The organism is Arthrobacter sp. zg-Y769, from assembly GCF_020907405.1.
Lineage (GTDB): Bacteria > Actinomycetota > Actinomycetes > Actinomycetales > Micrococcaceae > Arthrobacter_B.
The window spans coordinates 25,027-51,696 of sequence record NZ_JAJJOE010000009.1; the positions used below are offsets into that span (position 1 = coordinate 25,027).

At 67.2% G+C, this 26,670-nt stretch carries 27 protein-coding genes; 10 read left to right on the forward strand and 17 right to left on the reverse strand.

Translation table 11 applies throughout. The features are described from left to right. Position 1: 1 nt before the first annotated feature. A complete protein-coding gene (locus LOC60_RS09000) occupies positions 2-1,279 on the reverse strand; it encodes an MFS transporter (RefSeq protein ID WP_230024517.1) in 1,278 nt (425 codons plus the stop codon). 26 nt (positions 1,280-1,305) lie between these two features. Here LOC60_RS09000 and LOC60_RS09005 point away from each other — a divergent pair, with 26 nt between their 5' ends. Further along, on the forward strand, positions 1,306-1,896 hold the full coding sequence (locus tag LOC60_RS09005) for a TetR/AcrR family transcriptional regulator (protein WP_230024519.1): 591 nt from the start codon (positions 1,306-1,308) through the stop codon (positions 1,894-1,896). Here LOC60_RS09005 and LOC60_RS09010 read toward each other — a convergent pair. Further along, positions 1,859-2,401 carry a hypothetical protein gene (locus LOC60_RS09010; protein WP_230024520.1) on the reverse strand — a complete coding sequence of 181 codons (543 nt, stop codon included), beginning with the start codon at positions 2,399-2,401 and terminating at the stop codon, positions 1,859-1,861. The genes LOC60_RS09005 and LOC60_RS09010 overlap by 38 nt on opposite strands. A gap of 181 nt (positions 2,402-2,582) precedes the next feature. Between LOC60_RS09010 and LOC60_RS09015 the strand changes: the two genes are divergently transcribed. Then, positions 2,583-3,419 (forward strand): excalibur calcium-binding domain-containing protein, encoded by an 837-nt coding sequence (locus tag LOC60_RS09015; protein ID WP_230024521.1) that lies wholly within the window; start codon positions 2,583-2,585, stop codon positions 3,417-3,419. Positions 3,420-3,642: 223 nt separating this feature from the next. Then, entirely contained in the window at positions 3,643-4,806 is a 1,164-nt protein-coding gene (locus LOC60_RS09020) for a hypothetical protein (protein ID WP_230024522.1), read from the forward strand. Positions 4,807-4,824: 18 nt separating this feature from the next. Here the strand turns inward: LOC60_RS09020 and LOC60_RS09025 are convergent, their stop codons facing one another. Further along, complete coding sequence (locus LOC60_RS09025; protein ID WP_230024523.1) at positions 4,825-6,072, reverse strand: acyl-CoA dehydrogenase family protein; 1,248 nt, start codon at positions 6,070-6,072, stop codon at positions 4,825-4,827. Between the two features lie 104 nt (positions 6,073-6,176). Between LOC60_RS09025 and LOC60_RS09030 the strand changes: the two genes are divergently transcribed. After that, a complete protein-coding gene (locus LOC60_RS09030) occupies positions 6,177-7,361 on the forward strand; it encodes a thiolase family protein (protein WP_230024525.1) in 1,185 nt (394 codons plus the stop codon). 110 nt (positions 7,362-7,471) lie between these two features. Next, complete coding sequence (locus tag LOC60_RS09035; RefSeq protein ID WP_230024527.1) at positions 7,472-7,909, forward strand: hypothetical protein; 438 nt, start codon at positions 7,472-7,474, stop codon at positions 7,907-7,909. 39 nt (positions 7,910-7,948) lie between these two features. Here the strand turns inward: LOC60_RS09035 and LOC60_RS09040 are convergent, their stop codons facing one another. Further along, positions 7,949-8,743, reverse strand: a complete 795-nt coding sequence (locus LOC60_RS09040; RefSeq protein ID WP_230024529.1) for a hypothetical protein — start codon at positions 8,741-8,743, stop codon at positions 7,949-7,951. A 91-nt stretch (positions 8,744-8,834) separates the two neighbouring features. Between LOC60_RS09040 and LOC60_RS09045 the strand changes: the two genes are divergently transcribed. Beyond that, positions 8,835-9,227: a VOC family protein gene (locus tag LOC60_RS09045; protein ID WP_230024531.1), complete on the forward strand. Its 393-nt coding sequence runs from the start codon at positions 8,835-8,837 to the stop codon at positions 9,225-9,227. A 39-nt stretch (positions 9,228-9,266) separates the two neighbouring features. Here the strand turns inward: LOC60_RS09045 and LOC60_RS09050 are convergent, their stop codons facing one another. From LOC60_RS09050 to LOC60_RS09100, 11 genes are all read right to left on the reverse strand, one after another. After that, complete coding sequence (locus tag LOC60_RS09050) at positions 9,267-10,064, reverse strand: HAD family hydrolase (RefSeq protein WP_230024911.1); 798 nt, start codon at positions 10,062-10,064, stop codon at positions 9,267-9,269. A gap of 5 nt (positions 10,065-10,069) precedes the next feature. Beyond that, positions 10,070-12,808, reverse strand: coding sequence for a phosphoribosyltransferase domain-containing protein (locus LOC60_RS09055; protein ID WP_230024533.1), 2,739 nt, complete (start codon positions 12,806-12,808; stop codon positions 10,070-10,072). After that, complete coding sequence (locus LOC60_RS09060; RefSeq protein WP_230024535.1) at positions 12,805-13,995, reverse strand: HpcH/HpaI aldolase/citrate lyase family protein; 1,191 nt, start codon at positions 13,993-13,995, stop codon at positions 12,805-12,807. The genes LOC60_RS09055 and LOC60_RS09060 overlap by 4 nt, the downstream gene beginning before the upstream one ends. 4 nt (positions 13,996-13,999) lie before the next feature. Continuing rightward, entirely contained in the window at positions 14,000-14,899 is a 900-nt protein-coding gene (locus LOC60_RS09065; protein ID WP_230024537.1) for a hypothetical protein, read from the reverse strand. 3 nt (positions 14,900-14,902) lie between these two features. Further along, the gene (locus tag LOC60_RS09070; protein WP_230024539.1) at positions 14,903-15,454 is read right to left on the reverse strand and encodes a TerD family protein; all 552 of its coding nucleotides are present in this window, start codon (positions 15,452-15,454) and stop codon (positions 14,903-14,905) included. Beyond that, the gene (locus LOC60_RS09075) at positions 15,454-15,972 is read right to left on the reverse strand and encodes a hypothetical protein (RefSeq protein WP_230024541.1); all 519 of its coding nucleotides are present in this window, start codon (positions 15,970-15,972) and stop codon (positions 15,454-15,456) included. The genes LOC60_RS09070 and LOC60_RS09075 overlap by 1 nt, the downstream gene beginning before the upstream one ends. A gap of 38 nt (positions 15,973-16,010) precedes the next feature. Further along, positions 16,011-17,204 carry a toxic anion resistance protein gene (locus LOC60_RS09080; RefSeq protein ID WP_230024543.1) on the reverse strand — a complete coding sequence of 398 codons (1,194 nt, stop codon included), beginning with the start codon at positions 17,202-17,204 and terminating at the stop codon, positions 16,011-16,013. 95 nt (positions 17,205-17,299) lie between these two features. Continuing rightward, positions 17,300-17,881 carry a TerD family protein gene (locus tag LOC60_RS09085; protein ID WP_230024545.1) on the reverse strand — a complete coding sequence of 194 codons (582 nt, stop codon included), beginning with the start codon at positions 17,879-17,881 and terminating at the stop codon, positions 17,300-17,302. 31 nt (positions 17,882-17,912) lie between these two features. Next, on the reverse strand, positions 17,913-18,494 hold the full coding sequence (locus LOC60_RS09090; protein WP_230024547.1) for a TerD family protein: 582 nt from the start codon (positions 18,492-18,494) through the stop codon (positions 17,913-17,915). Between the two features lie 28 nt (positions 18,495-18,522). Beyond that, positions 18,523-19,113 (reverse strand): TerD family protein, encoded by a 591-nt coding sequence (locus tag LOC60_RS09095; RefSeq protein ID WP_230024549.1) that lies wholly within the window; start codon positions 19,111-19,113, stop codon positions 18,523-18,525. A 12-nt stretch (positions 19,114-19,125) separates the two neighbouring features. Continuing rightward, the gene (locus LOC60_RS09100) at positions 19,126-20,235 is read right to left on the reverse strand and encodes a DUF475 domain-containing protein (RefSeq protein WP_230024551.1); all 1,110 of its coding nucleotides are present in this window, start codon (positions 20,233-20,235) and stop codon (positions 19,126-19,128) included. 275 nt (positions 20,236-20,510) lie between these two features. Between LOC60_RS09100 and LOC60_RS09105 the strand changes: the two genes are divergently transcribed. Then, entirely contained in the window at positions 20,511-20,816 is a 306-nt protein-coding gene (locus LOC60_RS09105; protein ID WP_230024552.1) for a variant leucine-rich repeat-containing protein, read from the forward strand. 73 nt (positions 20,817-20,889) lie between these two features. Here the strand turns inward: LOC60_RS09105 and LOC60_RS09110 are convergent, their stop codons facing one another. Both LOC60_RS09110 and sigK read right to left on the reverse strand, forming a co-directional pair. Continuing rightward, positions 20,890-21,645, reverse strand: a complete 756-nt coding sequence (locus tag LOC60_RS09110) for an anti-sigma factor (RefSeq protein WP_230024554.1) — start codon at positions 21,643-21,645, stop codon at positions 20,890-20,892. Further along, complete coding sequence (gene sigK, locus LOC60_RS09115) at positions 21,642-22,271, reverse strand: ECF RNA polymerase sigma factor SigK (protein WP_230024556.1); 630 nt, start codon at positions 22,269-22,271, stop codon at positions 21,642-21,644. Before sigK ends, LOC60_RS09110 begins: the two co-directional genes overlap by 4 nt. Positions 22,272-22,574: 303 nt before the next feature. Here sigK and LOC60_RS09120 point away from each other — a divergent pair, with 303 nt between their 5' ends. The 3 genes from LOC60_RS09120 (at position 22,575) to LOC60_RS09130 (ending at position 26,487) form a co-directional block, all read left to right on the forward strand. Next, complete coding sequence (locus tag LOC60_RS09120) at positions 22,575-23,348, forward strand: hypothetical protein (protein ID WP_230024558.1); 774 nt, start codon at positions 22,575-22,577, stop codon at positions 23,346-23,348. Positions 23,349-23,448: 100 nt separating this feature from the next. Beyond that, positions 23,449-23,904 carry a class F sortase gene (locus tag LOC60_RS09125; RefSeq protein ID WP_231713331.1) on the forward strand — a complete coding sequence of 152 codons (456 nt, stop codon included), beginning with the start codon at positions 23,449-23,451 and terminating at the stop codon, positions 23,902-23,904. Between the two features lie 267 nt (positions 23,905-24,171). Continuing rightward, the gene (locus LOC60_RS09130; RefSeq protein WP_230024562.1) at positions 24,172-26,487 is read left to right on the forward strand and encodes a hypothetical protein; all 2,316 of its coding nucleotides are present in this window, start codon (positions 24,172-24,174) and stop codon (positions 26,485-26,487) included. Positions 26,488-26,670: the final 183 nt, after the last annotated feature.

A 26,670-nucleotide genomic window follows, 5' to 3' on the forward strand; every position in this document is an offset into this window, starting at 1 on the left:
GTTAGGACGCTGGATCGGCCACGGACGCGCTCGCAGGCTGCGTCCGGTGCGCGTCCCGGTGCCCTGCACCGCGCACGACGCCGAGCCCGCTGAGTCCGCACGCCGCCGCGGCAACGGCAAACGCCAGTCCGAAGCCGGATGCTTCGATGAGGGCTCCGGTCAGGGCTGCTCCGGCGGCCTGCCCGAGGATGAGGCTGATGAACAGGGCCGAGGTGCCGGCGGCGCTGCTGCTCGCCGTGGCGGTGGCCCAGATGATGAGGACCGACGTCGCGGCGGTGTAGGCGAGCCCGAAGACTGCGGCGGTGGCAAAGGAGATCCCGACACTCTCCGGTGCGAAGGCCATGATGCCGGTGGCCGCCGCGGTGGCCAGCACCGTGACCGGCCAGGTGAGCCGGATCGGATGCCGGGCCAGCCACGGCGCGGTCAGCACCGCGGCCGCGCCGCCGATGCCCAGGGCAATCCACGCGCCGGCGGAGAGGGTTACGGGCATGCCGCCCTGCTCCTCAAGCAGGGTGCGGCCGTACACCCAGACCGCGGCGCAGCCGATGCCGTAGAGGAACGCGGCAGCAATCGGCCAGCGCAGGGCGGCCAGACCCAGGCCCAGGCCCCGGGGCTGGCTTGCGCCGCGCTGCCGGGCGGCGTCGTCGTCGTTCCCCCGAGAGCCGTCGTCGTTCCCGTCGTCGCCTGCCGCGCTGCCCCCGCGGCGCCGCGACACGTCCGCCCGCAGCACCCCGACCATGCCCGCCACCGCGATCACCGCAATCAGCACCCACGCCAGCCGCCACGAGGACCCGAGGATCAGCGCAAGCAGCCCGGCCGCAACCACGCCGAACCCGGTGCCCGAGTTCACCACCGACTGCCGCTTCGCCTGCCGGATCGGCTTCGTGTTGCGCTGCACCAGTTCCACCAGGGCGGGGGAGGCGAAGCCCGCGCCCATTCCGGCCAGCAGCACGGCCGCGGCGAAGAACCCCGTCGACGGCGAGGCGGCGATCCCCGCGGAGCCCAGTGCCGCCGTCGAGCCGGCCAGAATCGTCATCAGCCGCGGATGCCGCGGCGCATAAACGAATCCCAGCCCGGCCGAGACGCAGTAGATCACCGAGGCGCCGGACGAGAGCAGCCCGCCGACGGCCGGAGTCAGCTCAAAGGAGGCGGAGAAGGCCGGGAGGAACAGGCCGTAGCCCAGCCGCGCCAGCCCGTAAGTCGCGGCGATGAGGGTCACCGCGGCGACCGCGAAGAGCGGGCCGGCGGTCGGAACGGAAGGCTGTAACGGTCGTTTCATTGAAACGTACGTTATATGCTGTGCAGATGGTTGCACAACCCAGCGCACGAAACCGTCTGCTTGACGCCGCCGAAGAGCTCGCCTTCACGCAGGGCGTCGCGGCAACGCCGGTGGACCGGATCCTGCAGCGCGCCAACGTCGCGCCGGCGACCCTGTATGCGCACTTCGGCAACAAGGAAGGCCTGATCGCGGCGGCGCTGCGCCGCCGGCTGGAGAACTGGGATGCGGCCTGGCAGCTCGAAATCGCTGCCGCCGCCACCGACCGGGACCGGCTGCTGGCGGTCTTTCCGGCCCTCACGAGCTACCGGTCCGGCGCGTCCGCCGCGCGCTGGTGCGCCGCGCTCGGCGTCGCCGCGGAAACCGCCGACCCGGGCCAGCAGCTCGCCGAAACCCTGTCGCAGGATACCCAGCTGCTCACCGACCGCTTCCGCGAACTGGCCGTGCCGGTGGTCGGTGCCGACGACGCCGCCGCAGTGGCGGCCCACCTGCTGCTGATCTTCACCGGCGTCCTGGGCATGCTGCTCCGCGGTGCGTCTCCGGCGGAAGCGGCCGCTACGGGCCGCGCCACCGCGGAGTTCGTCATTGACGGGTTCGGCTCGTCCCGCTCGGCAACGTAGTTCCGCCGGTCGGGGATGTTCCTCCTTGCGACGACGACGGCGGCCCCTTGCGTGCCGGAGCCTCGCCGGGGCTGAGGTACTCGACGTCGCGGCGGCCGTCGGTGAGGATCCGCAGGTCCTCGTCCAGGTTCCGCCGCAGCTCCATCAGCGCGAACTGGTAGCTGCCCGGATCGGCGGCGACCTCGCGCAGGTAGCGGTTGCTGGCGGCCGACATCCGCATCAAGACCTCCACGGCACCGGAACCGGGCGTGAGGTGCGCGAGTGTCTCCATCACGTTTTCCCGCAGATCCTGCACGGCGGACCGGTGCCGGGCTTCCATTGGTCCGGCCTCCGCCGGCTGCGGCTCGATCTGGGCCAGCGACCGTTTCAGGTGCAGATAGGTGACCAGTTCGTTCAGTGCCCGGGACTCGTGCCGCCGGTTCAAACTGCGCTTGGTCAGCCAGCCGGCGGCGAACCCGGTCAGCAGCCCGAGGACGGGCCAGAGAACGTTCCAGATCCAGTCCATGGCTGCCTCCCGTGTCGGCGTGCAGAAGAGGTTACTGGCCTGTGCGGGCAGCGGCCAGAGGGCAGCGGCAGTACCGGGTGGAAATTGGCGGTTCCGGTTGCTGTCTTCGCCTCCACAAGTCCTGTAGCCTTTGGGTCGATGCATTCGCATCCACATTCACTGTCTTGTCCATGGGGGACCTATGACTGTTTTGCCCACCGGCCGCACCGCGTCAACGACGGCCCGCGGCACCGTATCTTCTGCCCGCTCCCGGGTACTGACCCTCGGTGCGCTTGCGCTCAGCACCGTCGTCGTCCTGTCCGGTTGCGGCGGCGGCGACGCCGAGCCCGCGGCCGCTACGCCGTCGCCCACCAAGACCACCGCGTCTCCCACGCCGACGCCGACCCCGACCGTCACGCAGATCGCCAACAAGGCCTGCAAGACCGCCGGTGTCACCCGGACGCAGAAGCAGGCTGCAACCACCAGCCCCACACCCACCCCGACGGCCTCCACCAAGTCCGCCAAGGCCTCGCCGTCGCCGTCCTCTTCTCCGTCCCCGTCCCCGTCCGCGACAACGGCTTCGCCGTCTCCCACGGCGACTTCGCAGTCCGTGGTCTACGTCTGCACAGAAAACGACAACGGCCTGCTCGTCTGGATGGACGAGGACAGCTCCAAAAAGCTCGTTGCCGAGCGACAGGCAGCTGCCGACAAGAAAGCCGCCGATGAAGCCGCCGCAGCAGCGGAGCAACAGCGTCTTGACGACGAGGCAGCTGCAGAGGCACAACGGCTCGCTGATGAGCAGGCCGCCGCGGCGGAAGCTCAGCGGCTGGCGGAGGAACAGGCCCGCCAGCAGGTTGCTCCAGCGCCGCCTGCTCCCGCCCCCGTGGTCCCGGCTCCGGCCCCGCCCGCACCGCCGGCCAGCGTTTACTACCCCAACTGCACGGCAGCCCGAAACGCAGGCGGCGCTCCCGTTTACGCCGGCGGACCCGGGTACGGAACACACCTGGACCGCGACGGCGACGGCGTCGGCTGCGAGTAATCCACCCCGAGTTTCGGGAAGCAGTAGATGTTGCCCTTGGACCCGCCTAGCGTGGTTCCAAGGGCAACACCCGTTTAACGGCTCCGGCATCCCGGAGAGGACGGCGGCGTTGCCGTTCCAAGCCAGCCGGGGTCCACGGACCGGGGGCGGCCGGCCCGCACCACACCGCTGAGGCATCATGGCGTACGAATCAACACCAGCAGCAGCCCCCTCCAATCCGTCCATGCCGCAGCGAAGTCCCGGTCTCCGCAATCCCCGCTCTGCCTGGTTAGTCATCGGTCTGGCCGCCGGGTTGCTGTGGGTCGCCGCCCTGCAGGGCAGCCTGGGCGTCATTGTGTGGATGCTGGCCACCGGATCGCTGCTGGTGCTCACCGCGCTGTATGCGCTGGGTTTCCGACGCCGTAGCTGGGCCGGGCTCGACACCCTCGAACAGCGGAAATTTGCCCTGTCCCTCGGCGCCGTGGTGCTGGTGGTCGGCATGGTTGCAGGCGTCGTCTCGACACCGGATCCCGTTCCGGGCTCCGTCTCCGAGGACGCCGCAGGCCTCGAGCCCCGGCCGGACCTTTTCGCTTTCCCGACGACGACGCCGCCACCCGGGTCCGTGCTCCGGCAGGCACTCCCGCCGGACGTGGAGGACTCAGTGGAAGAAGCCGAGCCGGACATGTTTGCGGTGCTGGGGGATACGTCCAATGAGGAGCCGGCTGACGAGGCTTCGATTGCGGATGCAGTTTGCGGAACCCCGGGGCAATCCCGTGTGCAGCGGCAGATCGAGTACCGCTGCACCCACAACTCGGCCGGGGACCTGGTCTGGATGGAGAGCGGCATGGCAGATCAACTGGCGGAGGAACGCGCGGCCGCGGTGCAGCAGGCCGAGACGGCACGCCGGGCCGAGGAGGAACGAGCACGGCAGGCCTACGCCGAGTGGGAACAGGAGATGGCACAGCGCAGGGCAGCCGAAGAACGGGCACGGGAAGACGCCCAGGCGCCCCCGCCGCCGAACCCGGCCAATCCGCCGGGGAACCAGCCGCAGCCCCCGCCGATTGAACCGCCGGGAAAGCCTCCGGTAGAACCGCCGCCCGGACCGGGCGAGCCGCCCGCGGAACCGCCCCCGGAACCGGCGCAACCGCCTAGCGAGCCGCCAACCTCGCCGCCGAGCCCGGACCCCACAGCGCCGCCGTCGGTTCCGCCGACGCCGCCGGGACCCACCGACCCGCCGGACCCGGGAACTCCGGAACCGGACATCCCGATTCTTCCGCCGGAATTCCCGGTCCCGCCCAACCCGCCTTCGCCGCCGCGGCCAACCCCGCCGTCGTCGTTCGCACCGCCGTCTGTGGCACCGGAGGCGACCGAGGCGGCCGTCGAAGCGGGACTGCCCGCGGACCGGTAGCGCGGTAATCCGGGCAACCTACCGGAACGCGGAGATCCCCGTGATGTGCTGGCCCAGGATGAGGGTGTGCACCTCGTCGGTGCCTTCGTAGGTCCGCACCGATTCGAGGTTGTTTGCATGCCGCAGCGGCGAGTAGTCCAGGGTGATGCCGTTGCCGCCGAGAATTGCACGGGCCTCCCGGCAGATAGCGATTGCTTCGCGGACGTTGTTCAGTTTGCCCACGGAAATCTGCACCGGTTCCAGCGTGCCCGCGTCCTTGAGCCGGCCGGTATGGATCGCCAGCAGCACGCCCTTCTGAATTTCCAGCAGCATGTTCACCAGCTTCTCCTGGGTGATCTGATAGGCGGCCAGCGGCTTGTCGAACTGCAGCCGTTCCAGCGAATACTTCAGGGCCTCCTCATAGCTGTCCCGGGCCGCACCCATCGAACCCCAGAGGATCCCGTAGCGGGCTTCGTTCAGGCAGGAGAACGGGCCGCGCAGCCCCTTCGCCCCGGGCAGCAGCGCCGAATCGGGCAGCCGCACGTCCTCCAGGAACACATCGCACTGGATGGAGGCACGCATGGAGAGCTTCGGTTCAATGGGCACGGCGGAGAAACCGGGGGTGTCCGTGGGGACGAGGAAGCCGCGGACGCTGTCGTCGGTCTGCGCCCAGATGACGGCGACGTCGGCAATGGAGGCCAGCCCGATCCACCGTTTGGCGCCGTGCAGGACCCAGCCGTCGCCGTCGTGCCGAGCAAAGGTACTCATGCTGGACGGGTCGGAGCCGGCGGTGGGTTCGGTGAGCCCGAAGCAGCCGATCAGCTCGCCGCGGGCCATGCCCGGCAGGTACCGGTTCTTCTGCTCCTCGGAGCCCCATTTATGGATGGCGGTCATGGCCAGCGAACCCTGCACGGAGACGAAGGTGCGCAGGCCCGAGTCGCCGGCCTCCAGTTCCATGGCGGCAATCCCGTATTCGACGGCGGAGCGGCCGGGGCAGCCGTAGCCCTCCAGATGCATGCCGAGCAGCCCGAGGCCGCCGAGTTCCCGGACGATCTCCACCGGGAAGACCGCGTCCTCGTACCAGTCCTTGATGTTCGGGCGGATGCGTTCGTCCACGAAGGCGCGGACTTTCGCGCGGAGGGCGAGTTCGTCTTCGGTGAGGAGTCCGTCCAGGCCGAGGACGTCCGACGCCGCGCGGAGCGCCTCGAGGTCCGGCGCGGCCGGGGCCGTCGCGGGTGAAGGCGCGGTGGACGCGGAGGCGGCGGACGGCGTCGTGGGCGTGCTCATGGTTCCTCCTGCTGCCGCAGCGCTGCGGCCGAAACTGGACGGTTGTGCTCAGGTTGGTGTTGCCCAAGTCACACTACTATTTCGCGGGCAGTACCATTTCCAGCATGACTGAGGCTTATCTGGTGTCCGGCGTCCGCACTCCCGTCGGCCGCTACGCCGGTGCCCTCTCCAGCGTCCGGCCCGACGATCTCGCGGCTCTGGTGCTTCGGGAAGCGGTGAGCCGCGCGGGAGTTCGCCCGGCCGACGTCGACGAGGTGCTCCTGGGCAACACGAACCAGGCCGGGGAGGACAATCGGAACGTGGCGCGGATGGCGACCCTGCTCGCCGGGTTCCCGGACACGGTGCCGGCGATGACGGTGAACCGGCTCTGCGCCTCCGGGCTCAGCGCGATCATCACCGCGGCGCAGATGATCCGCTCGGGGGCGGCTGACATTGTGGTGGCCGGGGGAGTGGAGTCCATGTCCCGGGCGCCGTGGGTGCTGGCGAAACCGGAGAAGGCCTTTGCCAAGCCGGGGGAGCTGGCGGACTCGGCGATCGGCGCCCGGTTTACCAACCCGAAGTTCTACGACCTGCCCGGCACCACCTATTCCATGCCGGAAACCGCCGAGGAGCTGGCCGCCCGGGACGGAATCTCCCGCGAGGACTCCGACGCGTTCGCGCTGCGCTCGCATACCCGGGCGCTGGCCGCCATTGACGAGGGCCGGTTCACTGACGAGATTGTGCCGGTGGAAACGAAGAACGGCGTGGTCAAGACGGACGAGGGTCCGCGCCGGGGAACCAGCATCGAAGCCCTGGCGAAGCTGCGGCCCATCGTGCGGTCCGACGGCGTGGTGACCGCCGGGAACTCGAGCTCGCTGAACGACGGCGCGTCCGCCGTCGTCGTCGCCAGCGCCGACGCGGTCCGCCGGCTGGGGCTGAACGCCCGCGCCCGGATTGTCGACGGCGCCTCCGCCGGGGTGGCGCCCGCGGTGATGGGGATCGGGCCGGTGCCGGCGACGCAAAAGGTGCTGGACCGGGCCGGCTGGTCGCTCGGCGACATCGACGCCGTGGAGCTGAACGAGGCCTTCGCCGCCCAGTCGCTGGCCTGCATGCGCGCGCTGAACCTGGACGAGTCAATCGTGAACCGCGACGGCGGCGCCATTGCTTTGGGGCATGCGCTGGGATCATCCGGGTCCCGGCTCACGGTGACCATGCTGAACCGGATGGAACGCGAGGGTGCTTCCCGCGGCCTGGTGACCATGTGCGTGGGATTGGGGCAGGGCGTGTCGATGCTGCTGGAGCGGGTTTGATGTCCGGCGTTAGGCTGAGAGCCGTGACCGGACTGGCGCGGCGGTCCTAGCCGCGGCAGCTTCACTTTCACTTAGTCTCGAATAAACCAGTCTCAAACGGGGGTATCGCCGTGGCATTGTTCAGTACGAAACCGATTGTGGAGAAGAAGGAACAGTGGACAGCGTCCCAGCCGCCGCAGGAGGTTCTGGACGCACTGGCTTCGGCGTTCGAATCCCACGGAGAAGACGTCCGGCGGGAAAAGTGGTCGCTTGAGGTGCATATGGGTTCAAACGCGCTCTACCGGACGTTGGGCAACATGACGGCTGAAGGCCGCGCGAATATACCGGTGGCCTTGACCTTCACGGCGTCCCAGTCCGGTACCGGCTCCGCCATCGAAGTCCACGCGTCCGACACCTTCGGCTTTCGATTGGGCAGCGGAAAGGCCTTCGGAGTTCCGGAGACCTTCAACCGGCGGCTGGAGGAGTTCCTCAGCTATGCCGCAGGGGTGATCGGCATCGACCGTCCCGTCAGCGGACCCGTCCCTGCCCCGCCTCGCTTCAACTTCTAGGCCGCCGGGCTAGCGTCTGGACAGCCGGTTAGAAGAACCTCACCAACGGACCCGCGGGACTGCATTCTTGGGAATTCCTGTTTGCCAATTCGGGGGTCCGGGTATCTCGTCGGGAGTGGTAAGGAAGTCATCCAATGCCTTCTCCGCCATGCTCAAATCGTGGACGAACACCACGGGTTCCTCATACTCCTGCGGCGCGGTGACGCGGAAGCGGGAATCCGCCGCAGTACCCGAAGATGACCGATCGACAATCAGTACGGCCCATGTTTCCTGGGTGTCAACATCGGGATTGCGGTGGCACACCAGGCCTGTCGTGATGCTTCCGGAGATCTGCAGGTGCGCAGACCCATGCTCGATCAGTATTGCCGGCTTCGCCTTCCGTCCCCCGGTCATTGCGCTCAATTCAGTAACTGCAGCCTGCCGGATTTCCCCTACCGAGTTGAACCCTCGGTACCCTAAAAACCACTCGCCCTGGCGGGCATTCTTGCGCCGCGCGATCCGCACCTCCTGCAGGCCTATTCCCATCAGCATGCCGACAATGAAACCTAGAACCCAGACAAATCCGGGCATACCGACAATGAAAACGGGCATAAATGAGCCAACAAAGACGGGGAAGAAAATCCACGGCGACCGGATCGGAAGCAGTATGAATACTGCGCCAAAGAGCAGACCCGCCCCGAGCAAGGGGAAATCAGGGCGCAACATTCCCTGATATCCGTTGAGCAGGACGTACACGGCGCCAGCCAACGCCGTAACAGGAAAAATGAGCGGCGAAAAGAGGAACTTACGGGAAGGACGTACTCCGCCCTTCAAAGCACCGGGCTGTTGTGACATGAATGAGACCTTTCATAAATCCAGCAAAGAGCGAGTTAGCGGAGCTGATCCTATCCTTGAAAGGGAGCAGCAATCCTTTAGGCTTCACGGCATGACTGCCTTGATTTCCCACACGTCCTTCGACAGCCTCGATGCCCACGCCCAGTCGGTGTTCTGGGCCAAGGTGCTCGATTTCCACGAAGACCCCGAGGATCCCAACCAGCCCGACGACGACGAGTGCATGATCTCCTCCGCCGACGGCTCCCAGCGGCTGCTGTTCATCAACGTTCCGGACCGTAAACAGGTCAAGAACCGGGTGCACCTGGATCTGCAGCCTGCAGAGGTCGGCGGCCGCGACGAGGAGCTCGCACGGCTGCTGGCACTGGGCGCCACCGAGGTTGCCGACCGGCGCCTGCCGGACGGGACGGGCTGGGTGGTGCTCGCCGACCCGGAGGGCAATGAATTCTGCATCCTGCGCAGTGAGGCGGAGCGCTCAGCGGTCTAGGGACTGGAATGGTCGCCCTCGCCCCGCACGAGCCCGAGCCTAGCTCCGCACCAGCCCCAGCATCCGCCGGACAATCTCTTCCCCGGCCAGGATTCCGCGCGCCTCGGTGACCTGCAGGTGCGGCTCGAAGTAGCCGGCGTCGTCCAGTTCGCCGTGCGCGGGACGGAAGGCGATGTCGGCGCACTCCAGCATCGGGCGGTCCAGCAGGGAATCCCCGGCCGCGATGATGCGGTCGGCACCGATCCGGCGGGCGACCTCGGCCACGGCCTGCTGCTTGGTCACCGGAGTGGGCACGCAGTAGAGCTTGCGTCCCTGCAATGACACCGTCCAGCCGCGTGCATCGCACCAGTCCTCCAGACCCAGCAGGAACTCGCCGGGGAGGGCATCTCGATCCACAATCGCGTACGCGAACAGGTCCTCCGCGGAACGAAGCTTCAGAATCCAATCATGGAATTCAGGACGGCCCAGGTAAGCCTCGATCTCGGCCAGCGGCGCACACCCGGACGTGACGAGACCGCGCACGGAAGCCTGCCAGTCGGCGTCGGGCTCCCCGTGATGGAGGATGACGCCGCCGTTGGTGGTGACCGCATACTCGGGCGTGGGGCCGGGCAGCTGGATGCGCCGGTACTGCGCCACGGTCCGCGTGGTGACGGGTACAAACACGGAGGCCTCGGCGGCGGAGACCAGCAGCGCCTCGGCGGTCCGGGTCATAAAGGACAGCGGCTTACCCTCATAGACTTCGGCCACCACCATCGCCGGCGCCAGGGCATCCTCGGTGTTCAGGAACAGCGCATTCGCGGAGTAGATCAGGGTGCGGTCCAGGTCGGACGCGAGCATCGTTTTCACGCGTCGGCCCCCGGAACGGCAGCGGCAACGGCCCGGCCGTCGGCGCCCACGGCACCGGCGGTGAACCGCGGATGGATCAGGCCCACACAGCTGAACGGCAGGTCCGGCACCTCCTCCACGGGGACACCGCGCTGTTCGGCCAGCAGCAGCACATGCGCCACGTCCTCCAGCGCCCCCGGATGCACCAGCACCTTCCACGGCACCCGCCGCAGCAGCACGCGCGTGGTCTCGCCCACGCCGGGCTTCACCAGGTTCACGTTGTGGATGCCGTACTCCTCGCTGAGCCGCTCCACCGCCTGCCAGCCCACCCAGGTGGGGGTCCGGTCCGCAGCAGCCAGCGACGCCGCGGCGGACTCCGCCTCCGGCCGCACCTCGTCGAAGTGCGCCTCGATGGCCGTCAGGAAGTCCCGGGACACATCGGCGCCGGCCAGATGCGCGTAGAACTTCGCGCCGTGGAAATCGGACGGCGCAATCAGGTCCTTGTTGAACACCGTGCGGGACACCAGCCCGGAGACGGTCGAGTTCAGGCAGGCAGACGGAATCAGGTAGTCCTCCCGCGTGCCGAACAGCTCCACCGAGTGGCCGGGATCGGCCAGCACCGCGAGCTCGGAGGAGAACCGCACGCCGTCGGTCGCTTCGAACCGATCCAGCGCCGCGGTCAGCTCGCGCGTGATCGCGCCCTTGCCGGTCCAGCCGTCCACAAACAGGATCCGCTCGGGGGAGTACGTACGCGCCAGGTACCGCAGCGCGGTTTCGTCCATGCCGACGCCGCGCACAATGCTCATGGTGTAGTGCGGCAGGTCCAGCCCGTGCATCCGCTGCGCCCAGCGGCGCATCAGGATGCCGATGGGTGTGCCGGCCCGGGCGAGCGAGACCAGCACCGGCTCGCGGTTCCGGGCGGCCAGCGCCAGCTCGGTCACGGTGCCGACGGCGGACGCGACCCGGGGCGCGGAACGGCGCAGCGCCTCCTCGTACAGGTCCTGGTACTGCGCCGAGGGCAGGTACTCCATCGGCAGCGACTCGGCGTAGTTCGCGCCGCCGGACTGGATGGCTGCCTCCCGTTCCGCGGTCGGGGCCTCCAGCGCGGCGTCGCGCAGGTCCTTGAGCAGCCAGGTCACGTCCTCGGGCGCGTAGGATCCGAACTCCGGTCCGGTCAGCGGCACGGGCGCGGGGTCCGGTACGGTCCAGTCCCCGGGCGCGGGGACGTCGGCGGGCAGCAGTACGACGACGACGGCGCCGGTCACTGCGCGGAGCGCCTCGGTCACGCTGCCCGGGCCGGTGATGGAGGCAGGGTCGGTGCCGGGTTCGGGCAGCAGGATAATGCTGCCGAAGCCCGTGTCCGCGCCCAAACCGTCTGCGTCAGAGCCCTCTACACCCGAGCCGTCGGCAGCTCGGCGCGGACCCACGTTGTAGGCGTGCCGCGGGCCGGGACCGTCCTCGGTGACATCGTGGCTGGCGAAGTCCACGCTATTGGCAATGGCGTAGTCCGGCCGGTCGATCGGCACGATGGGGGAGCGGGTGGTGGTGGAGAACCGGACGGAGGTGCCCGGCAGGGCTTCGGCTACCGCGTTGGCGATGGTCAGCGGCACATGGATGAACTCCTCGCAGCCCAGCACCAGCACGGGACTGTCTTCTGCAGCCGGCAGGGCGGCGGAGATGCGGGCGGCAACGAGTGCCAGGCTCTCGGCGGAGACGGCTCCCGGCAGGCCGTCCGGCAGGCTGCCGAGGTAATCGCTGGAAACGCCGGCACGGTTGCCGAAACGGTCACTGCGAAGCCGGCGTGCGGCACCGGAGTAATCCAGCACGGTCACGGTGCCGGGTTCGGCGGCATCGGATGCGGCAGCGGGCTCCGGAAGCCCGCCGATCAATTTCTCTGCCCGGGCCAGGATGTCCTCGCCCAGTTCGATCCGGCCCGTCCCCAATGCAACCACACGGATGCTGCAGCCCAGTTCTGCGGCCAGCTCGTCGAAGCGGGTCCGGTCCGCGTCGGAGCGCAGGTCGATCAGCGAGGCCACCACATACAGCGGATGCGGTGCGGCGGCATGCAGTTCGGTGATGGTGTTGATGACGGTGGCGCCGGTGCTGAGCTCGTCGTCCACCAGCACCACCGGAGCGGGGCTGTTCAGCAGCGCCGGATCCACGGGCAGCAGCCGGTGCGAGGTGGCGTGGGAATGGGCTTCCTCGAACGCCCCGTAGGCCACGGCTCCTGCCGGGGCGTGCCGGGTGGAGTGGATGTAGTAGGAACCCAGCATGTCGGCTACAAGCCGGCCCAGCCCGGTGGCGGTCTCGGCGTAGCCAATGGTCACCACTCCGGGGTGGGAAATCGGCAGGTCCCACAGCCGTTCCCGGGCATACTGCAGCCGGGCGCGCGGTGACCGGGACGCGGTGGGGCGGCCGCCGTCATCGTCGCTCGCCGGCTCGGCCGTATCGTCGCCGCCCTCGAGCACCGCCGCGAGTTCACCGGCGACGCCGCGCAGCACGGCGTCGTCGACCGTGCTGCCGAGTGCCGCCCCGGCCAGGGCGCCCAGCAGCTCGCCGGCGGCCAGGACCAACGCCGGCTCGGTAGGCACATGCTTGGCCAGCACCCGGGAAACCAGCAGGTGCGCCCGGCGCGGGTTGCGGCGCAGGGCCAGTCCCACCAGGTCCTCCACCGGCAGCAGCGCGGCAGGATCGGAGGTGATCCGCACTCCCAGGGCCTCGTTCACAAATCCGCCGGTCCAGGGGTGGTGCTTCAATTCATGCTCGCTTCCAGAAGATCTACATAAGTGATGTCGGGGGCAGCGACGCCGAAGGCGGCGGCCCGGACGAGGGTGGAAGCTGCCCACGCCTGATGCGGTTTCATTTCGTTCATCTTGTTGCGGTACGGCGACGCCGCGGCACCGCCGCCGGACGCACCGGAAATGTGCAGTGCGTCCAGGTACTCCTCGTGGCTGATCACGGACATGGCGTGGACCAGTGGAACGTGCGAGGGGTGGATAACGGTCTTGCCGAGCAGTCCGTTCGCCTGGTCCAGTTCGATTTCGCGGATCAGCCCGTCCAGGTTCGCGGTCAGCAGCCGCTGGCGCAGGCCCAGTTCGTCGGCGTCCGCGAAGGGGGAGGAGCGCAGCATCGGGCGCAGCAGCCGCTCGCCGGAGCTGTAGTGTTCCCAGACCGGGCCGCTGATGACAAAGCCGTCCGGCCGGCCGAGCATGTTGACGATGTCCCCGATCACCGCCGAGACCACCTTGACGTCGTAAATGGTGAGGTCCCGGGAGCGGCGCAGACCGTAGGCGCTGGACATGTCGGTGGCGCCGATCCGCACGGCAAGGATGTCCGGACGGTTCGCTTCCAGCACCTCGAAGATGCCCGTGAGGGTAGAGGTGCGGGTCTCGGCGTGGATCATCAGGGGCGACTCGAGGATCGGCATGATGCGCAGCGGCCGGGCCCCGGGATCGGCGGCCCACCGGGTGTCATTCACGGTGTGCAGGGCGTCGAGGAAGCGCCGGGCGGCACCGGTGGTGTTTTCGAACTTCGGAATCACGAACCCGGTGAGGACGTCCAGGGAATTTCCGCTGCGCTCGGCGAGGCTCAGCAGCTGCTCCGGGGTGCGCACCCGGACAAAGAGCATCAGGTCTTCGGGATCGCCGGAGCCGCGGATGCCGGCAGTGTGCAGCTCCGCGAGGGCTCCCACGACGTTGGTTTCGGCGGCCGGGACATCGGCGTCGGCAATGGAATCCTCGAGGCAGATGACCATGCTGAGGGCACCGCGGGCGGCCTGCTTGCGGACGTCCTTGACCAGGTCCGGCCGCGTGGCCGGGCAGTAGAGCGTGGCCCCGAGTGCGGTGGCCAGCAGCCCGGCGTCGGAATCGAGGGTCAGTTCCTGCGGGGCGAGGTGGAACAGGCGGGCGGTTTCCGGCTCGCTGAGGTAGGAGAAATGGCGCACGCCGTTACCGCCCCTGGTACGGGTGGCGGGTGGTCATGTTGAACCCGAAGGACTCCCAGATGGCCTTGAACTCCAGGCCGTACGGCAGTTCCTCGGCCCGCAGTTCCAGCACGTTCCCGATGCGGATGACCGAGAGCACGTAGAAGCTGCGCGGGCCGGCCTGCGCGGGAAGCGTCACCGACTTGCCGTTGTAGACGCCCACGCTCATGGGCTGCTTCGGCTTCGGGAAGAACAGTGCCCGCCGCAGCTTGTCCACATGGCGCAGCGGAATCAGGGCCAGGTCATCCTCATAGCCGACCAGCGGCCGGTTGCCCGGAGTGGAGACCAGGGCGCCTTCCAGGTTTTCGGGCCGGAATTCGCCCGCGGCAATGGAGCCGGTGGTGTGCTCCGGTCCTTCCCACACGGCACGGACGGTTCCGGCAACCACCAGGCTGCCCACCGCCGATTCCATGGGGGTCAGGCGCAGTACCGGGTTCTGCCGGTCCAGGCTGCGCAGCTCGCCCAGCCCCGGGGCCGGGAAAAGGCGGCTGTGCAGGGGGGCGGTGGATACGGGTTCCGGTGAGCGTGCCGCGGACGTCGGCCGCGCGGTGGCACCGGCGCGGCTGCTGGCAGCCTCGGCATTGGGGGACAGGCCCAGCGAGAGCGACGGGGAGACCGACGGTGCGGCCTCCTGCCGCGGCGGCGGGGACAGCGAGAGGGACCCCGGAGCAGGCGACGCCGGCCGGGCAGCCGGAGTCGGCGTCGGCGTGGTGCGCGGTGCCGGGTTCGGCGCGGCGGCAGGTGCCGGCGTCGTTTTCGGTGCGGCGGCGGCCGGGGATGCAGCCGGAGCCGCAGCGCGCGGTTTGACCCGGCGGCTCAGGAAAGGAAGGTCGGTGCGGACGGCCGACGAGCGGTTGACGGCCATCGCCTAAAGATCGAATCCGAAGTCGGCAGCCAGGCCGAGCAGGCCGGTGGTGTACCCCTGGCCCAGGGCGCGGAATTTCCAGTCGGTGCGGTGCCGGTACAGCTCGCCGAACATCATGGCGGTGATGCTGTCCCGGTTGGCCGAGGGCAGGTCGAAGCGGACCAGCTCCCCGCCGTCGGGGCGGGCCACCCGGATGTAGGCGCTGCGTACGGCCGCAAAGGTGCCGGGACCGCGCATCTCCGGATCGGCATACACGGCGAACACGATCTTCGAGACGGCCGCCGGCACCCGGGACAGATCGACGTCGATCTGCTCGGTGTCGTCGTCGCCCTCGAACAGAACCGAACCCTCCGGGCTGGCGATCTGGTTGAAGAACACCAGGTGCGCGTCGGAGAGGACCCGGCCGTCGGCGCCGCACAGCAGCGTCAGCGGAACCAGCTCGGACGCGGGTCCGCGGCTGGGGATGACATCCCAGCCCAGGCCCACCATGACGGAGGTCAGGCCGGGGTTTTCCGCGGTAAGGGCGGCGTTGGCGCCGGCTACCAGGGTTCCCATCAGTGCTCCCCGAAGGTCAGGGAGGAGGGGGAGAACTTGTCATCGAGGAACCGTCCGTGGGCGGACAGCTCGGCAATGGCGCCGGTGCGGACCTGGTTCTCCAGGTCCCGGGCAATGCCTTCCAGGATGGTCAGCTGGTCAACGAGCAATGTGGTGGCCTCTGAGGTCTCGGTCCGCTCTCGGTCGCTGAGGGCCACATAGGCACGCAGGGGAGTGGGGAGGTAATTGGTGATGATGGCGTTGAGCAGCACGTTTTGTTCGGTGGAGGCACCGTGGCTGCCCACGTAGTCCACCAGCGGTGCCAGGATGTCGTCGATCTGCCGGACCATGGAGGACACCGACGTCGGCAGGGCGCCGCCGGCCCGGCGCACCGCGGTGCGCAGGTTCTCCAGGGACTTTACGGTCTCCTGGTGTTCGGCGTCGGGGCCCGACGCCGATGCGGCTGCGGACAGCTCCGGGGCCGGTTCCGGCTCGGGCGAGTTGCCAAAGAGGGAACCGAAGAACTTGCCTACTGGCATGGCCGTCCCCTGCCCGCCGGAGCTGTCCTGTCCGGCATCTAGCGGGACTCGCTCTGGCGGGACCGCTCGAGGTACGGCTTGGCCTGCGTGATGGTGGACTCCAGGGACTTCACGGTGCCCTCCATGTTGCGGGCCGCCTCGGAGCGGAACGTATCGATCGCGTCCATGGTCTGGTACACGTTGTCGAACGCCTTCTGCAGGGTTTCCACGCTCACGCCGGAGGTGGAGGCCTGCTGGTGGATCCGGGCGGTCTGGTCCTTGAGCATTTCGCTGGTGCTCAGGATCATGTTGTTCGTGGTGGTGTTCACCGCGTCGATCTGGTCCAGCACCATCTTCTGGTTGGCCAGGGCCTGGGCAACAATCACGGCGGTGCGCAGCGCGGAAATGGTGGTGGTGCGTGCGCGCTCGACGCCCTTGATCAGTTCCACGTTGTTCTTGCGGATCAGGTCCATGGCCAGGTAGCCCTGCACGGACACGGCCAGCTGGGTGAGGATGTCCTGGCGGCGCTGGCGGATGGGGAAGAGCACGTCCGCCTCCAGGGCGTTGGCCTGCTCAATCTGCCCGGAGTTCTTGAGCTTGTTGACCTTCTCCACGCAGGCGGCATCGAGGGACTCGGCGAGCACGGAGTATTCGCTCAGCGTCTGCATGGTCTTCCACAGCTCGACCTTTTCCCCGGCGAGGGCGGCGTTGTCCTTGAGCAGCTCATCCTGGCCGGCCATCAGGGCCTTGATGATCTTGTCCAGCTGCACCTGGGCGGACTCGTACTTCTGGAAGTACTTGGCCAGCTTGTTGCCGCCCGGGATGATGCCCAGGATCTTGCGGCCGGTGCCCAGATTCGCCTGGTTCGGGGTCAGGTCCTCGACGGTGCTGCGCAGGTCGCCCAGGGTGACGGCGACCTTCTTCTGCGCGTCGTTGCCGGATTTCTTCGCCCCGTTCACCGAGGTGGAGGAACGGTCCAGCAGGCGGGAGGAATACCCGGCGGACTGCACCATTTCCGCGCCGGCCAGCTTGTTGATGGAATCCACCTGTGCGGTGAATTCCGGGCTGCGTGCATCCAGCTTGGACACTTCCTCCATGAAGGACTTGGCCTGGGCGGCGATTTCGACGCGGCGTTCCTCCGGCACCGGAACCATGCCCGGAGCGCTCTCGGGAGCGACCGGAGCGGGCGGTTCCGGAGCGTTCAGCACCAGGGCGGCTTCGGTGGCGTCCGGGGGAGTCAGCGGTGAGGTCATGGTCCAGCCTTTTCTTGGATGAGCTGCGTATACGGATGCGGGGAGTGTCCCGGCCTGCGGAACACTCCCCGCAGGGTGTAACTGAAAAAGCGAGTCTAGCCCAGCTGCACACCGAAATCGGTTGCGATGCCGGCCAGACCGGTGGCGTAGCCCTGGCCAACGGCCTTGAACTTCCACTCGCCGTTGTTGCGGTACACCTCGGCGAAGATCATGGAGGTCTCCGGTGCGGCGTCTTCGCTGAGGTCGAAGCGGACAATTTCGCTGTCATTGTCCTGGTTGATCACGCGGCAGTATGCCCCGCGGACCTGACCGAAGTTCTGGTTCCGGACATCCGCCTGGTCGATGGAAACCACGATGACCACGCGGTCGACGTCGTCGGCCATCTGCGTCAGGTCGATCAGGATCTGCTCGTCGTCGCCTTCGCCGGCGCCCGAACGGTTGTCACCCAGGTGGGTGACGGACCCGTCCTTGGCGGCGGGCTGGTTGTAGAAGATGAAGTCGTCGGAGGACCGCACCTTGCCGTTGGGCGCGATGATCAGCGCGGAGGCGTCAAGGTCGAAGGGCTCGCCCGTGGTGGTGCGCGGGTCCCAGCCCAGGCCGACGACGGCCTTCTGCAGTCCGGGATCGGTCTTGGTGAGGGAAAGGTTGTTTCCCTTGGTGAGGGTCAGTCCTGCCATGGTGTTCAGCTCCTTGTAGACGAAGTGGAGATTAGTCGAGGGTGATGCCGAAGTCGGTGGCGACCCCGTACAGGCCGGACGCGTAGCCCTGGCCGATGGCACGGAATTTCCATTCACCGCGGTTGCGGTAGATCTCGGCGAAAATCATGCAGGTTTCCGCCGCGGCATCCTCGCTGAGGTCGTAGCGGACCACCTCTGCATCGGTGTCCTGGTTGACTACCCGGCAGTACGCATCGCGCACCTGCCCGAAGTTCTGGTGCCGGGCGTCCGCCTGGTCGATCGAGACCACAATGACCACGCGGTCGACGTCGTCGGTCAGGATGCTGAGGTCAATCAGGATCTGCTCGTCGTCGCCGTCGCCCTGGCCCGTGCGGTTATCGCCCAGGTGGACCACCGAGCCGTCCTTGGCGGACAGCTGGTTGTAGAAAATGAAATCGTCCTGGGAGCGCACCTTGCCGTCGGCTCCGAGCAGCAGTGCGGAGGCGTCCAGATCGAACGGATCTCCGCTGGTGGTGCGCGGATCCCAGCCCAGGCCGATCAGGGCCCGTTCCAGGCCTGGATCCGCCTTGGTCAGGGAAAGGTTGCTTCCTTTGGAAAGAGTCAGGCCGGACAAGGTGCTCTCCTTACGGACGGGCGGGTGGTTAGAGCGAGCGGGCTGCGGTGGGGATCAGGTCCATGACGGTACGCCCCTGGGCGCGTTCGCCGATGGCCTTGAAGCTCCAGCCGGAGCCTTCGCGGCCAACCTTGGCCATCACCATGGCCGTGTGGGTACCGGCGTCGGTCAGCTGGTAGCGCGCAATCTCCGGGCTGCCCGGCGTGGAATCGTCGATCAGGCGGCAGAAGGCGTTCTGCACCTGGTCGAAGGTCTGCCGGCTGTAGCTGGAGATCACGAACACGATGTTCTGCACCGCGGGGGAGACGGCTGCCAGATCCACCAGGATGACCTCGTCATCGCCCTCGCCGGCACCGGTGAGGTTGTCGCCGGTGTGCTTGGTGGAGCCGTCCTTGCTGGCGAGCTGGCCGTACCAGACCTGGTCAACAGCGTTGCCGTTGGCGTCGAAGAAAATGGCCGAGGCATCCAGGTCAACTTCGGCGGTCTTCTTACCTCCGAACAGTCCGCGCTTGGCCGGGGCTGCGGAATCCCAGCCCAGTCCCAGGCGCGTCTTGCTCAGCGCTCCGCCGTCCTTCTTCGTCAGTGAAAGCGACTGACCTTTCTGCAGGCTCAGGCCCATGATTCTCCTTCTTTATTTGGTGTAGACAGGTTCTTTGGCCGCGCCGGACTTCGCTGCGCGCTTGTTGCGCACAATCGAGGAAGTCAGCGACGCAAGGATGAAGACGACGCCGATCAGGCCGGTGATGACCTCGTTGATCTCGATTTCGATGGTGAGCAGCAGGATGGTCGCAAGGGCGCCAATGGCCCAGTGGGCGCCGTGGTCCAGGTACACGAACTCATCCAGGGTGCCCTGCCTCACGAGGAACACGGTCAGGGACCGGACGAAGATCGCACCGATCAGGCCAAGGCCCAGGGCAATGATGATCGGGTCCGAGGTGATGGCGAAGGCGCCGATGACGCCGTCGAAGGAGAAGGACGCGTCAATGACTTCCAGGTAGAGGAAGAGCATGAAGGCTGCCTTGCCGGTGGCCTTCACCAGGGCGCCGTTGCCGGACTTCGGGGCACGTGCCTCGGCGTCGTCGGCATCGAAGTCGTCGTCGCCGTCGACGTCGAACATGTCACCCAGGCCGGTGACCAGCAGGTAGGTGATCAGGCCGGCAGCGCCGGCGACGAAGACGTCGGTGGTGTGCGAGGGATCCGAGAGGCCACCGGCGGCCAGCAGGGCGCCGAGGCCGACGATCAGGGAGGCGCCGTTGACCTTGCCGATCTTGGCGAACGGGGTTTCCAGCCAGCGCAGCCAGCGGACGTCACGGTCTTCGAACATGAAGTCCAGGAAGAGCATCAGCAGGAACAGGCCGCCGAAGGCGGCAATCTGCGGGTGCGCCTCGTGGAGCAGGTAGCCGTAGCTGCCGGGCTCATCCGGGTCGCCCTTCTCGAGGGCCAGCTGCAGGGCTTCGATCGGGTTGATGCTGGCGGTGACGCCCACAATGACCAGCGGGAAAACGATGCGCATGCCGACGACGGCGATCAGGATGCCCACGGTGAGGAACATCTTCTGCCAGAATTCGCTCATCTTTTCGAGAATGCGCGCGTTGACCACGGCATTGTCGAAGCTCAGGCTGATTTCAAGGACGCCCAGGATGGCGCAGAGAATGAGTGCCTCTACCCCGCCGTAGAAGAACGCCGTGACCAGCGCAGCGGCCGTGATAACAAACGACCAACCGAAAGTTTTGAAGAACACTCTGCTTGCAGCTCCTTCAGTTCCTGCGCGCAGCCGGTGGGGGCGGGAAGGGCAAAAACCAAGTAGGGATGGATGGATTCGAGAAGAATTAGGCTTCAGTATGTCGCACCCCTGATGCCGCGGGCAACTACTGCCGGTGACGTTCGCGGAGAGGGTAGCCGTGGGGGAGTCCACGAAACCGCAGCGGCGGCTCCCATGATTGGTCGGCGGCCCCGGTGGTCTGAAAGAATAATGGAAAGCCTGCTTACTCAGGCACCCGTTTGAAGGAGGACTGCATGCAGGACGAAATGTATGGGAACGGCAGCACGGAACCCGTCATGAACATTCCGGCGGCCGACGTCGTTAGCGGCGGCGCATCCGCCGCCGCGCCTGCCGAGGTGGATCCCGCCGAGGTTGCCATCCTGGCCCAGGCCGAGGACCCCGGAACAGATCCCCTCCGGCTGCAGGAGCTGGCCACCGACTATCCGCTGGCCCGCCCGGCCGTGGCCGCGAACCCGGCTGCCGGCCCGGAGCTGCTTGCCTGGCTCGGCGCGCTTGGCGACGCCGGCGTGAACGAGGCCCTGGCCCGCCGCGGCCGCTAGCCTCCACCGCTCCATCCGCATAAAGAACATCCCGCTGCATGTGCAGCGGGATGTTGCGTTTCCGCTCCGGTTCCTAGATCTCGGCCACGGCCACGAGCGGGAACGTTGGGGTGGTGGAACCGCCCGCCGGTTCCACCGTCAGGGCCACGGCTCCGGCCCGGGCAACGTCGCCGCTGAGCCAGATGCTGACGTCCCCACCGGAAAAGTGCGTATCCGGAACGGGATTGTCGCCGTCAAGCAGCCATAGCTGGTACTCCCGCCCCTCGCCGGGATCGGGCAGGGAGTCCGCGACGAACAGGGCCTCGTCTTCCTCCCGCGAAACGACCAGGGTGGCCGGCCGGCCGTTGACGTCGACACGGTGGGTGGCGAGGTCCGGTGCGGCGAGGAGCCGGTTTTCCCGGCCCTGTTCCTGAGCTGCAAGCTGTTCCTGCTGGCGCTGCTCTGACTGGACGCCCAGGTTCCACCCGCCCAGGGCGATTCCCGGGAGGAGCACCGCGGCTGCGGCTGCGGCCAGCAGACGGCGGCCGCGGCGCCGTCGTCGTTCCTCCAGGGAGACGACGACGGCGGGCACGGCCTGGGGGCCGGGCAGCGGCTTGGTGCCGTGGATGGCAGCGAGCACGGAAGTCCGCAGGGCAGGCGGGGGAGTCGAAGCCGTTCCGGCGGCGAGGTGGGCGGTGACGTCGGCGAAATCGGCAACCTCAGCCTGGCAGCGCGGACATTCCGCCAGATGCTGTTCGAATTCTTCGCGCTCCGCAGGCTCCAGGGCGTCCACGGCGTAGAGCGGGGCCAGCTCATGGAGATCCCCGGCGTTCCGGCTGTGCTCGTTCATGATCGTCCCCCCAATGCTGACCGAAGCTTCTTCAACCCGTCACGGATGCGGGCTTTGGCGGTGCCCAACGGGATGTCCAGGCGCAGGGCGACCTCCTGATAGGTGAATCCCTGATAGTAGGCCAGGGCAACAGCTTCACGCTGAAGAGGAGTCAGGGCACTCAACCCGTTGCGCACCTCGTGGGTGTTCATTCCCTGCTCCACTTCCTGCCACGTCTGGTCCACTGGCGTTCCCGTCCGCTGGTCCTCGTAGGTCTGTTCCCGGTCCCTTTCCCGGGCCACCTGGCGTACCCGGTCCACCGCCCTGCGGTGGGCAAGGGTGCATAACCATCCCAGCACCGTTCCCCGGGCCGGGTCGAATCGCGCGGACTGCTGCCAGGCCATCAGGTAAACCTCCTGGACAACCTCGGCGGCGATTTCCGGAGACCGGGTCACCCGCACCGCCAGCCCGTACACCTTCGACGAGGTGGCATCGTAGAGGGCCGCGAAGGCGGACTCATCCCCTTCCCCGCAGCGCCGCACCAGATCGGCGAGCCCGGCCCCCTGGCCATCCTCCGGAGTTTCCGGCAACGCGGAGGGCGCACGCCAGGCGGTGGAGTCCGTCGGACCGGTCCCGGGGTCAGTCATGGGCTCCCACAGGTCATCCCTTCGGCGACGGCACCCGGCCGCGGCAACGGACGGGGATATGTTCGCTGAGAACACTGTCATACTTTTGCACCGCTCAGATACCGGGTCTCCATACCCGGTGTTCGCAGCCAGGCCGACGCCGGATGGGTCTCGTCCCTTTCTCCCCGGACAAGTAGCCGGTGAAGATTTCAAAGTATTTTTTCCTGGAACCCATCCGGGAACGGATCGGCTCCGAACCTTCCATGTCTAACCACCGATGCACAGCACCTCGATGTGCACACCGACACGACGAAGGAACCGATCATGAACAAGAAGATGCGCCTGCTAGCCGTTCCCACCCTGGCCCTGGGTGCGCTGGCCCTCTCGACGGGCCCCGCCATGGCCCACGGCGAAGACTCCTGGTCGAGCCAGGCCACGCTGAACACCATGAATAATTCCGGCACCACCGGCCAGGCGATGGTGGAGGTGCACGGTATGGAAGCCAAGGTGACGGTCAACGTCTCCGGTGCGGCTGAAACGTTCATGGACGGTCCCTTCCCACACGCCCAGCACATCCACATCGCCGCGCAGGGTGTCTGCCCGGGTCCCGACGCCGACACCGACGGCGACGGCGTCGTCAACACCACCGAGGGCCACCCGTTCTACGGCCACATCGGCAACTCCCTCACCACCGAGGGCGATACCAGCGCAGACTCCGCCCTGGCCGTGGACCGCTTCCCGGGCGGATCCGCCTACACCTACGAGCGCACCTTCGAACTGACTCCCGAGACCGCAGCCTCGCTGAAGGACGGGTCCGCGGTAGTCGTAGTCCACGGCGTGGATCCCGCGCTGATGCCCGCCGCCGCAGCGGAGAAGATGTCCGACCTCGATGAGACGCTGCCTGCCGCAGCGACCCTCCCCGCGGCCTGCGGCACCCTCGCCGGTTCGCAGATGGCTGCGATGCCCGAAGGCGGAGCCGACACAGGCGTGGAGGCAGCAGCCAGCAACGGCAACGCCGCCGGAATTGCCGTAGCCGGCGCCGGTGTCCTGGCCCTGGGCGGCGCAGCGATGGCATTCCGCCGTCGTGCCAACGCCTAAGACTGACTCTTAGCTGAAGCGTCGATTCCCATGACGGCATCCCGCCACGGCCGCCGCGCCAAGCCAGCCTGCAGCCCCGCCGGCTGAGCAACCTCCGGTACTGGCCCGCTCCGCACCGGTGTCCTTATCTATCCCGGCTACCGGCACCGAATCCAGGCTCCTGCAGCTGGGACTGCGGGAGGACGGCTCCCTCGAGGTTCCGCCGGTGCAGCCAGGCTCGCCGGCAAGCTGGTACACCGGCTCGCCTACGCCGGGGGAACGCGGCCCGGCTGTGCTGCTGGGGCACGTCAACGCCACCGGCGGCGGCGAGGGGGTCTTCGCCGGACTGCGGACCCTGAAACCCGGCGACCGGCTTGAGATTGCCAGGGAGGACGGGAGCACGGCAGTATTCTCCGTTGATCGTGGAGAGCAGTACGGCAAAGACGAGTTTCCGACGCTCGCCGTCTACGGCAACACGCCAGGCGCCGAACTTCGGCTGATCACCTGCGACGGTTTCGATCCCGCCACCGGGACCTTCGACGACAACTACGTTGTCTATGCCACCCTCAGCCCCTGAACCTTCCCCGAATCTGCGTCTGAATCCGGGGAAGGAACCGGGTCGGAACTTCCCTTCCTTTTAACCAGTAGCCCGTGACGGCCCGTGCTAGGGTCTTGTGCGATACGTATCTGTTGGCTCGGGGGGACCATCACTTACTCCTTCCCGGGTCCTTTCTGGCATCCTGGGGGAGTCTTGAAACACTGCACGTCCTGCGGCGCTGAACTGCAGCCGCATTGGAAATTCTGTACCAATTGCCAGGCAGCACAGCCGGCGCAGACGCACGGCGTGACCGCCGCATCCCCCGGCACTGAATCTGATGCAGCACCGAACGCCGGAACGCACGACGCCGCGCCCCGGCAGGCCGCAGACTCCCAGCAGGCGGTCGACCAGCAGGCGACCCAGCGGTTCGAGCAGAGCCCCGAGCAGCCGACGCAGCGGTTCGAGCAGTCCCCCGGGCAGCCGCAGCACAGCAACCAGCAGCAGGCACCGATGCACGTACCCGCTGCGGCAACCTCCGTTTTCGATCCGCCCGTTGTCGCGCACACTGCCGGACAATCCGGTCAGGCCGGCTCCGCTTACGCCAGCCCCGCAGGTGCGGGCCAGGCAGCCGCATGTCCGGGTGTACCGGGAGCCAACAACGGCGGTTCCGTCGGCGGCGGACCCACTGGGCCGCAGGGCCCCGCCGGACCCGGCGCACCGTCGTCGGGCGGTAAGAAGCCCTCCCGCAAGATCATCATCCTGGTCTCCGTGCTGGCCCTCCTCGCGGTCCTGGGGCTAGCGGCGTTCTTCTTCGTGCAGAACATGGTCCGCGGAGGTGCCGGGTCTGCCGAAGGAGCCGCGGACAAGATGGTGGAGGCCATTGAGTCCAAGGACTTCATCGGACTGGCCACCATGGTCCCGCCCGAGGAACGCGAACCGATGCAGCGCATCCAGGAACAGCTGGAGGACAAAGCCGAGGAATTCCGGCTGGAGGAAGCCGTCAGCAAGATTTCCGACGAGGACTCCGAAGATGGTGAAGAGCTGACTTTCGACGGCATCAGCATCACCTTTGACGGCGCAGACCCCGAGGTCACCGAGATCGATGACGAGACCGCGCTGATCAAGTACACCACCGGCGAGGCACGGTTCCAGTTGGATCCGGCTGAAACCACGGGAGCCATCCGCTCCGGGCTCGAGGCCGCCGGCTACGAGGACGAAGCAAAGATCGATGAGACCGTCCAGCTCAACGAAATGGGACCGGATGGTTCCCCGCTGACGCTCATTGCCACCCAACGCGACGGCCGTTGGTACGTGAGCCCGCTGTACAGCATTGCCGAAATGATCAACGAGACCGGAAGCTTTGGCCGCGGCAGCGTCCCCGAATCGGCCGGCGGAAGCGACAGCCCCGCTGCAGCTGCGCAGGCCGCGGTGGAGGCCGTGCCGAACGTGGTTTCCGAAGGAAGCCTGACCCCGCTGGCTGGCACACTGTCCATCCATGAAGGCAGCCTGCTGTACCTGTACCAGGACATGTTCGACGAGATCATGGCAGGTGCCGGCGGGGAAGAGCTGAACATCGACGACGTCCGGTTTGCTGACGGTGAGAAGGACGGGGACCGTGCTGTCGCCGTTGTCGAGAACATTACGGTCGAGAGCGAATACGGCGACAAGATCACCCTGAATGGCGAATGCATCGAGGGCGAGAGCGAATCCGACAGCATCTGCCTCAGCGATTCCGGCTACTCCATTGATCCCTCCGTGGAGATGCTGGGCGGTGCCAAGATCATGAGCCTGACCACCATCAAGGAGGACGGCAAGTGGCGGGTGAGCCTGGGGCACACCGTTGCGGACTGGATCATCAACTGGAGTGATTCCCTGACCCGTGAGCAGGCCCTGGCCATGCTGCAGATCGCGCACACCGAGGACACCACCGGAGACATCAGCGTGGACGAATCCACCGACGTGGAATTCAACTCGGCAGGCTTCGCCGTCCTCAACCTCACCGTGGACGAGGACATGGCGCTGGAGGCCGAAGAGGAATACGAGTTCGGCGACATGCTGGTTTATTCGGAGGACGGCAAGGAGAAGATCACGGACCTCGGATGGGGCGAGGAAGTCGAGGCGGGCGACTACAAGCTCGTGGTCTTTGCCGGCTCCGAGTGGCAGGAAGAATTCGCCGAGCAGGGCAACGACTTCAAGTACTCCTCCGAGCTGACCCTGGTCGAGGCGAAGGGCTACGGCTCTTCGGACTCCTCGTACTCTTCGGACGATTCGGATTATTCGGCAGATTCAGTGCCTTCCGGCTCATACATCAGCAGCGATTTTGGTGTGCTTACCACTGAATCTGCGGAGGAAACCATGAAGAGCCACACCATCGCGGGAACCGATGTCGAAGCCGATCTGGAGATCAGCGCCGTCGGCTCATCGACTTCGACAGTGGTACTCGGCATATCGCTGGACGGTAAGGAAGAGAAGCTTGAAATCCCGAAAGGGGAGAGGGTCGATTACTCCATCGCCTACCCCAATGACGGCAAGGACCATGAGCTGACGGTCCACATGCTGTCCTCGACGCCCGAGAGCGACTACGACCTCGTGAGCTATACGGTCGCGGTCAAGACGAAGTAGCAGGCTTCCCGGCGGGCGGTTTAGCCTGCGGCCGGGTCTGCCGGAGAACCGGCATCAACGATTTTTTGAAGATTCAAGGAAGGCAATATGAAATTCTGTCCCGAATGCGGCAAACAACAAGAACCGGGGGGCCGGTTCTGTGCGGAGTGTGGGTACGCCATAGGTGCAGCGCCCGTTGCATCG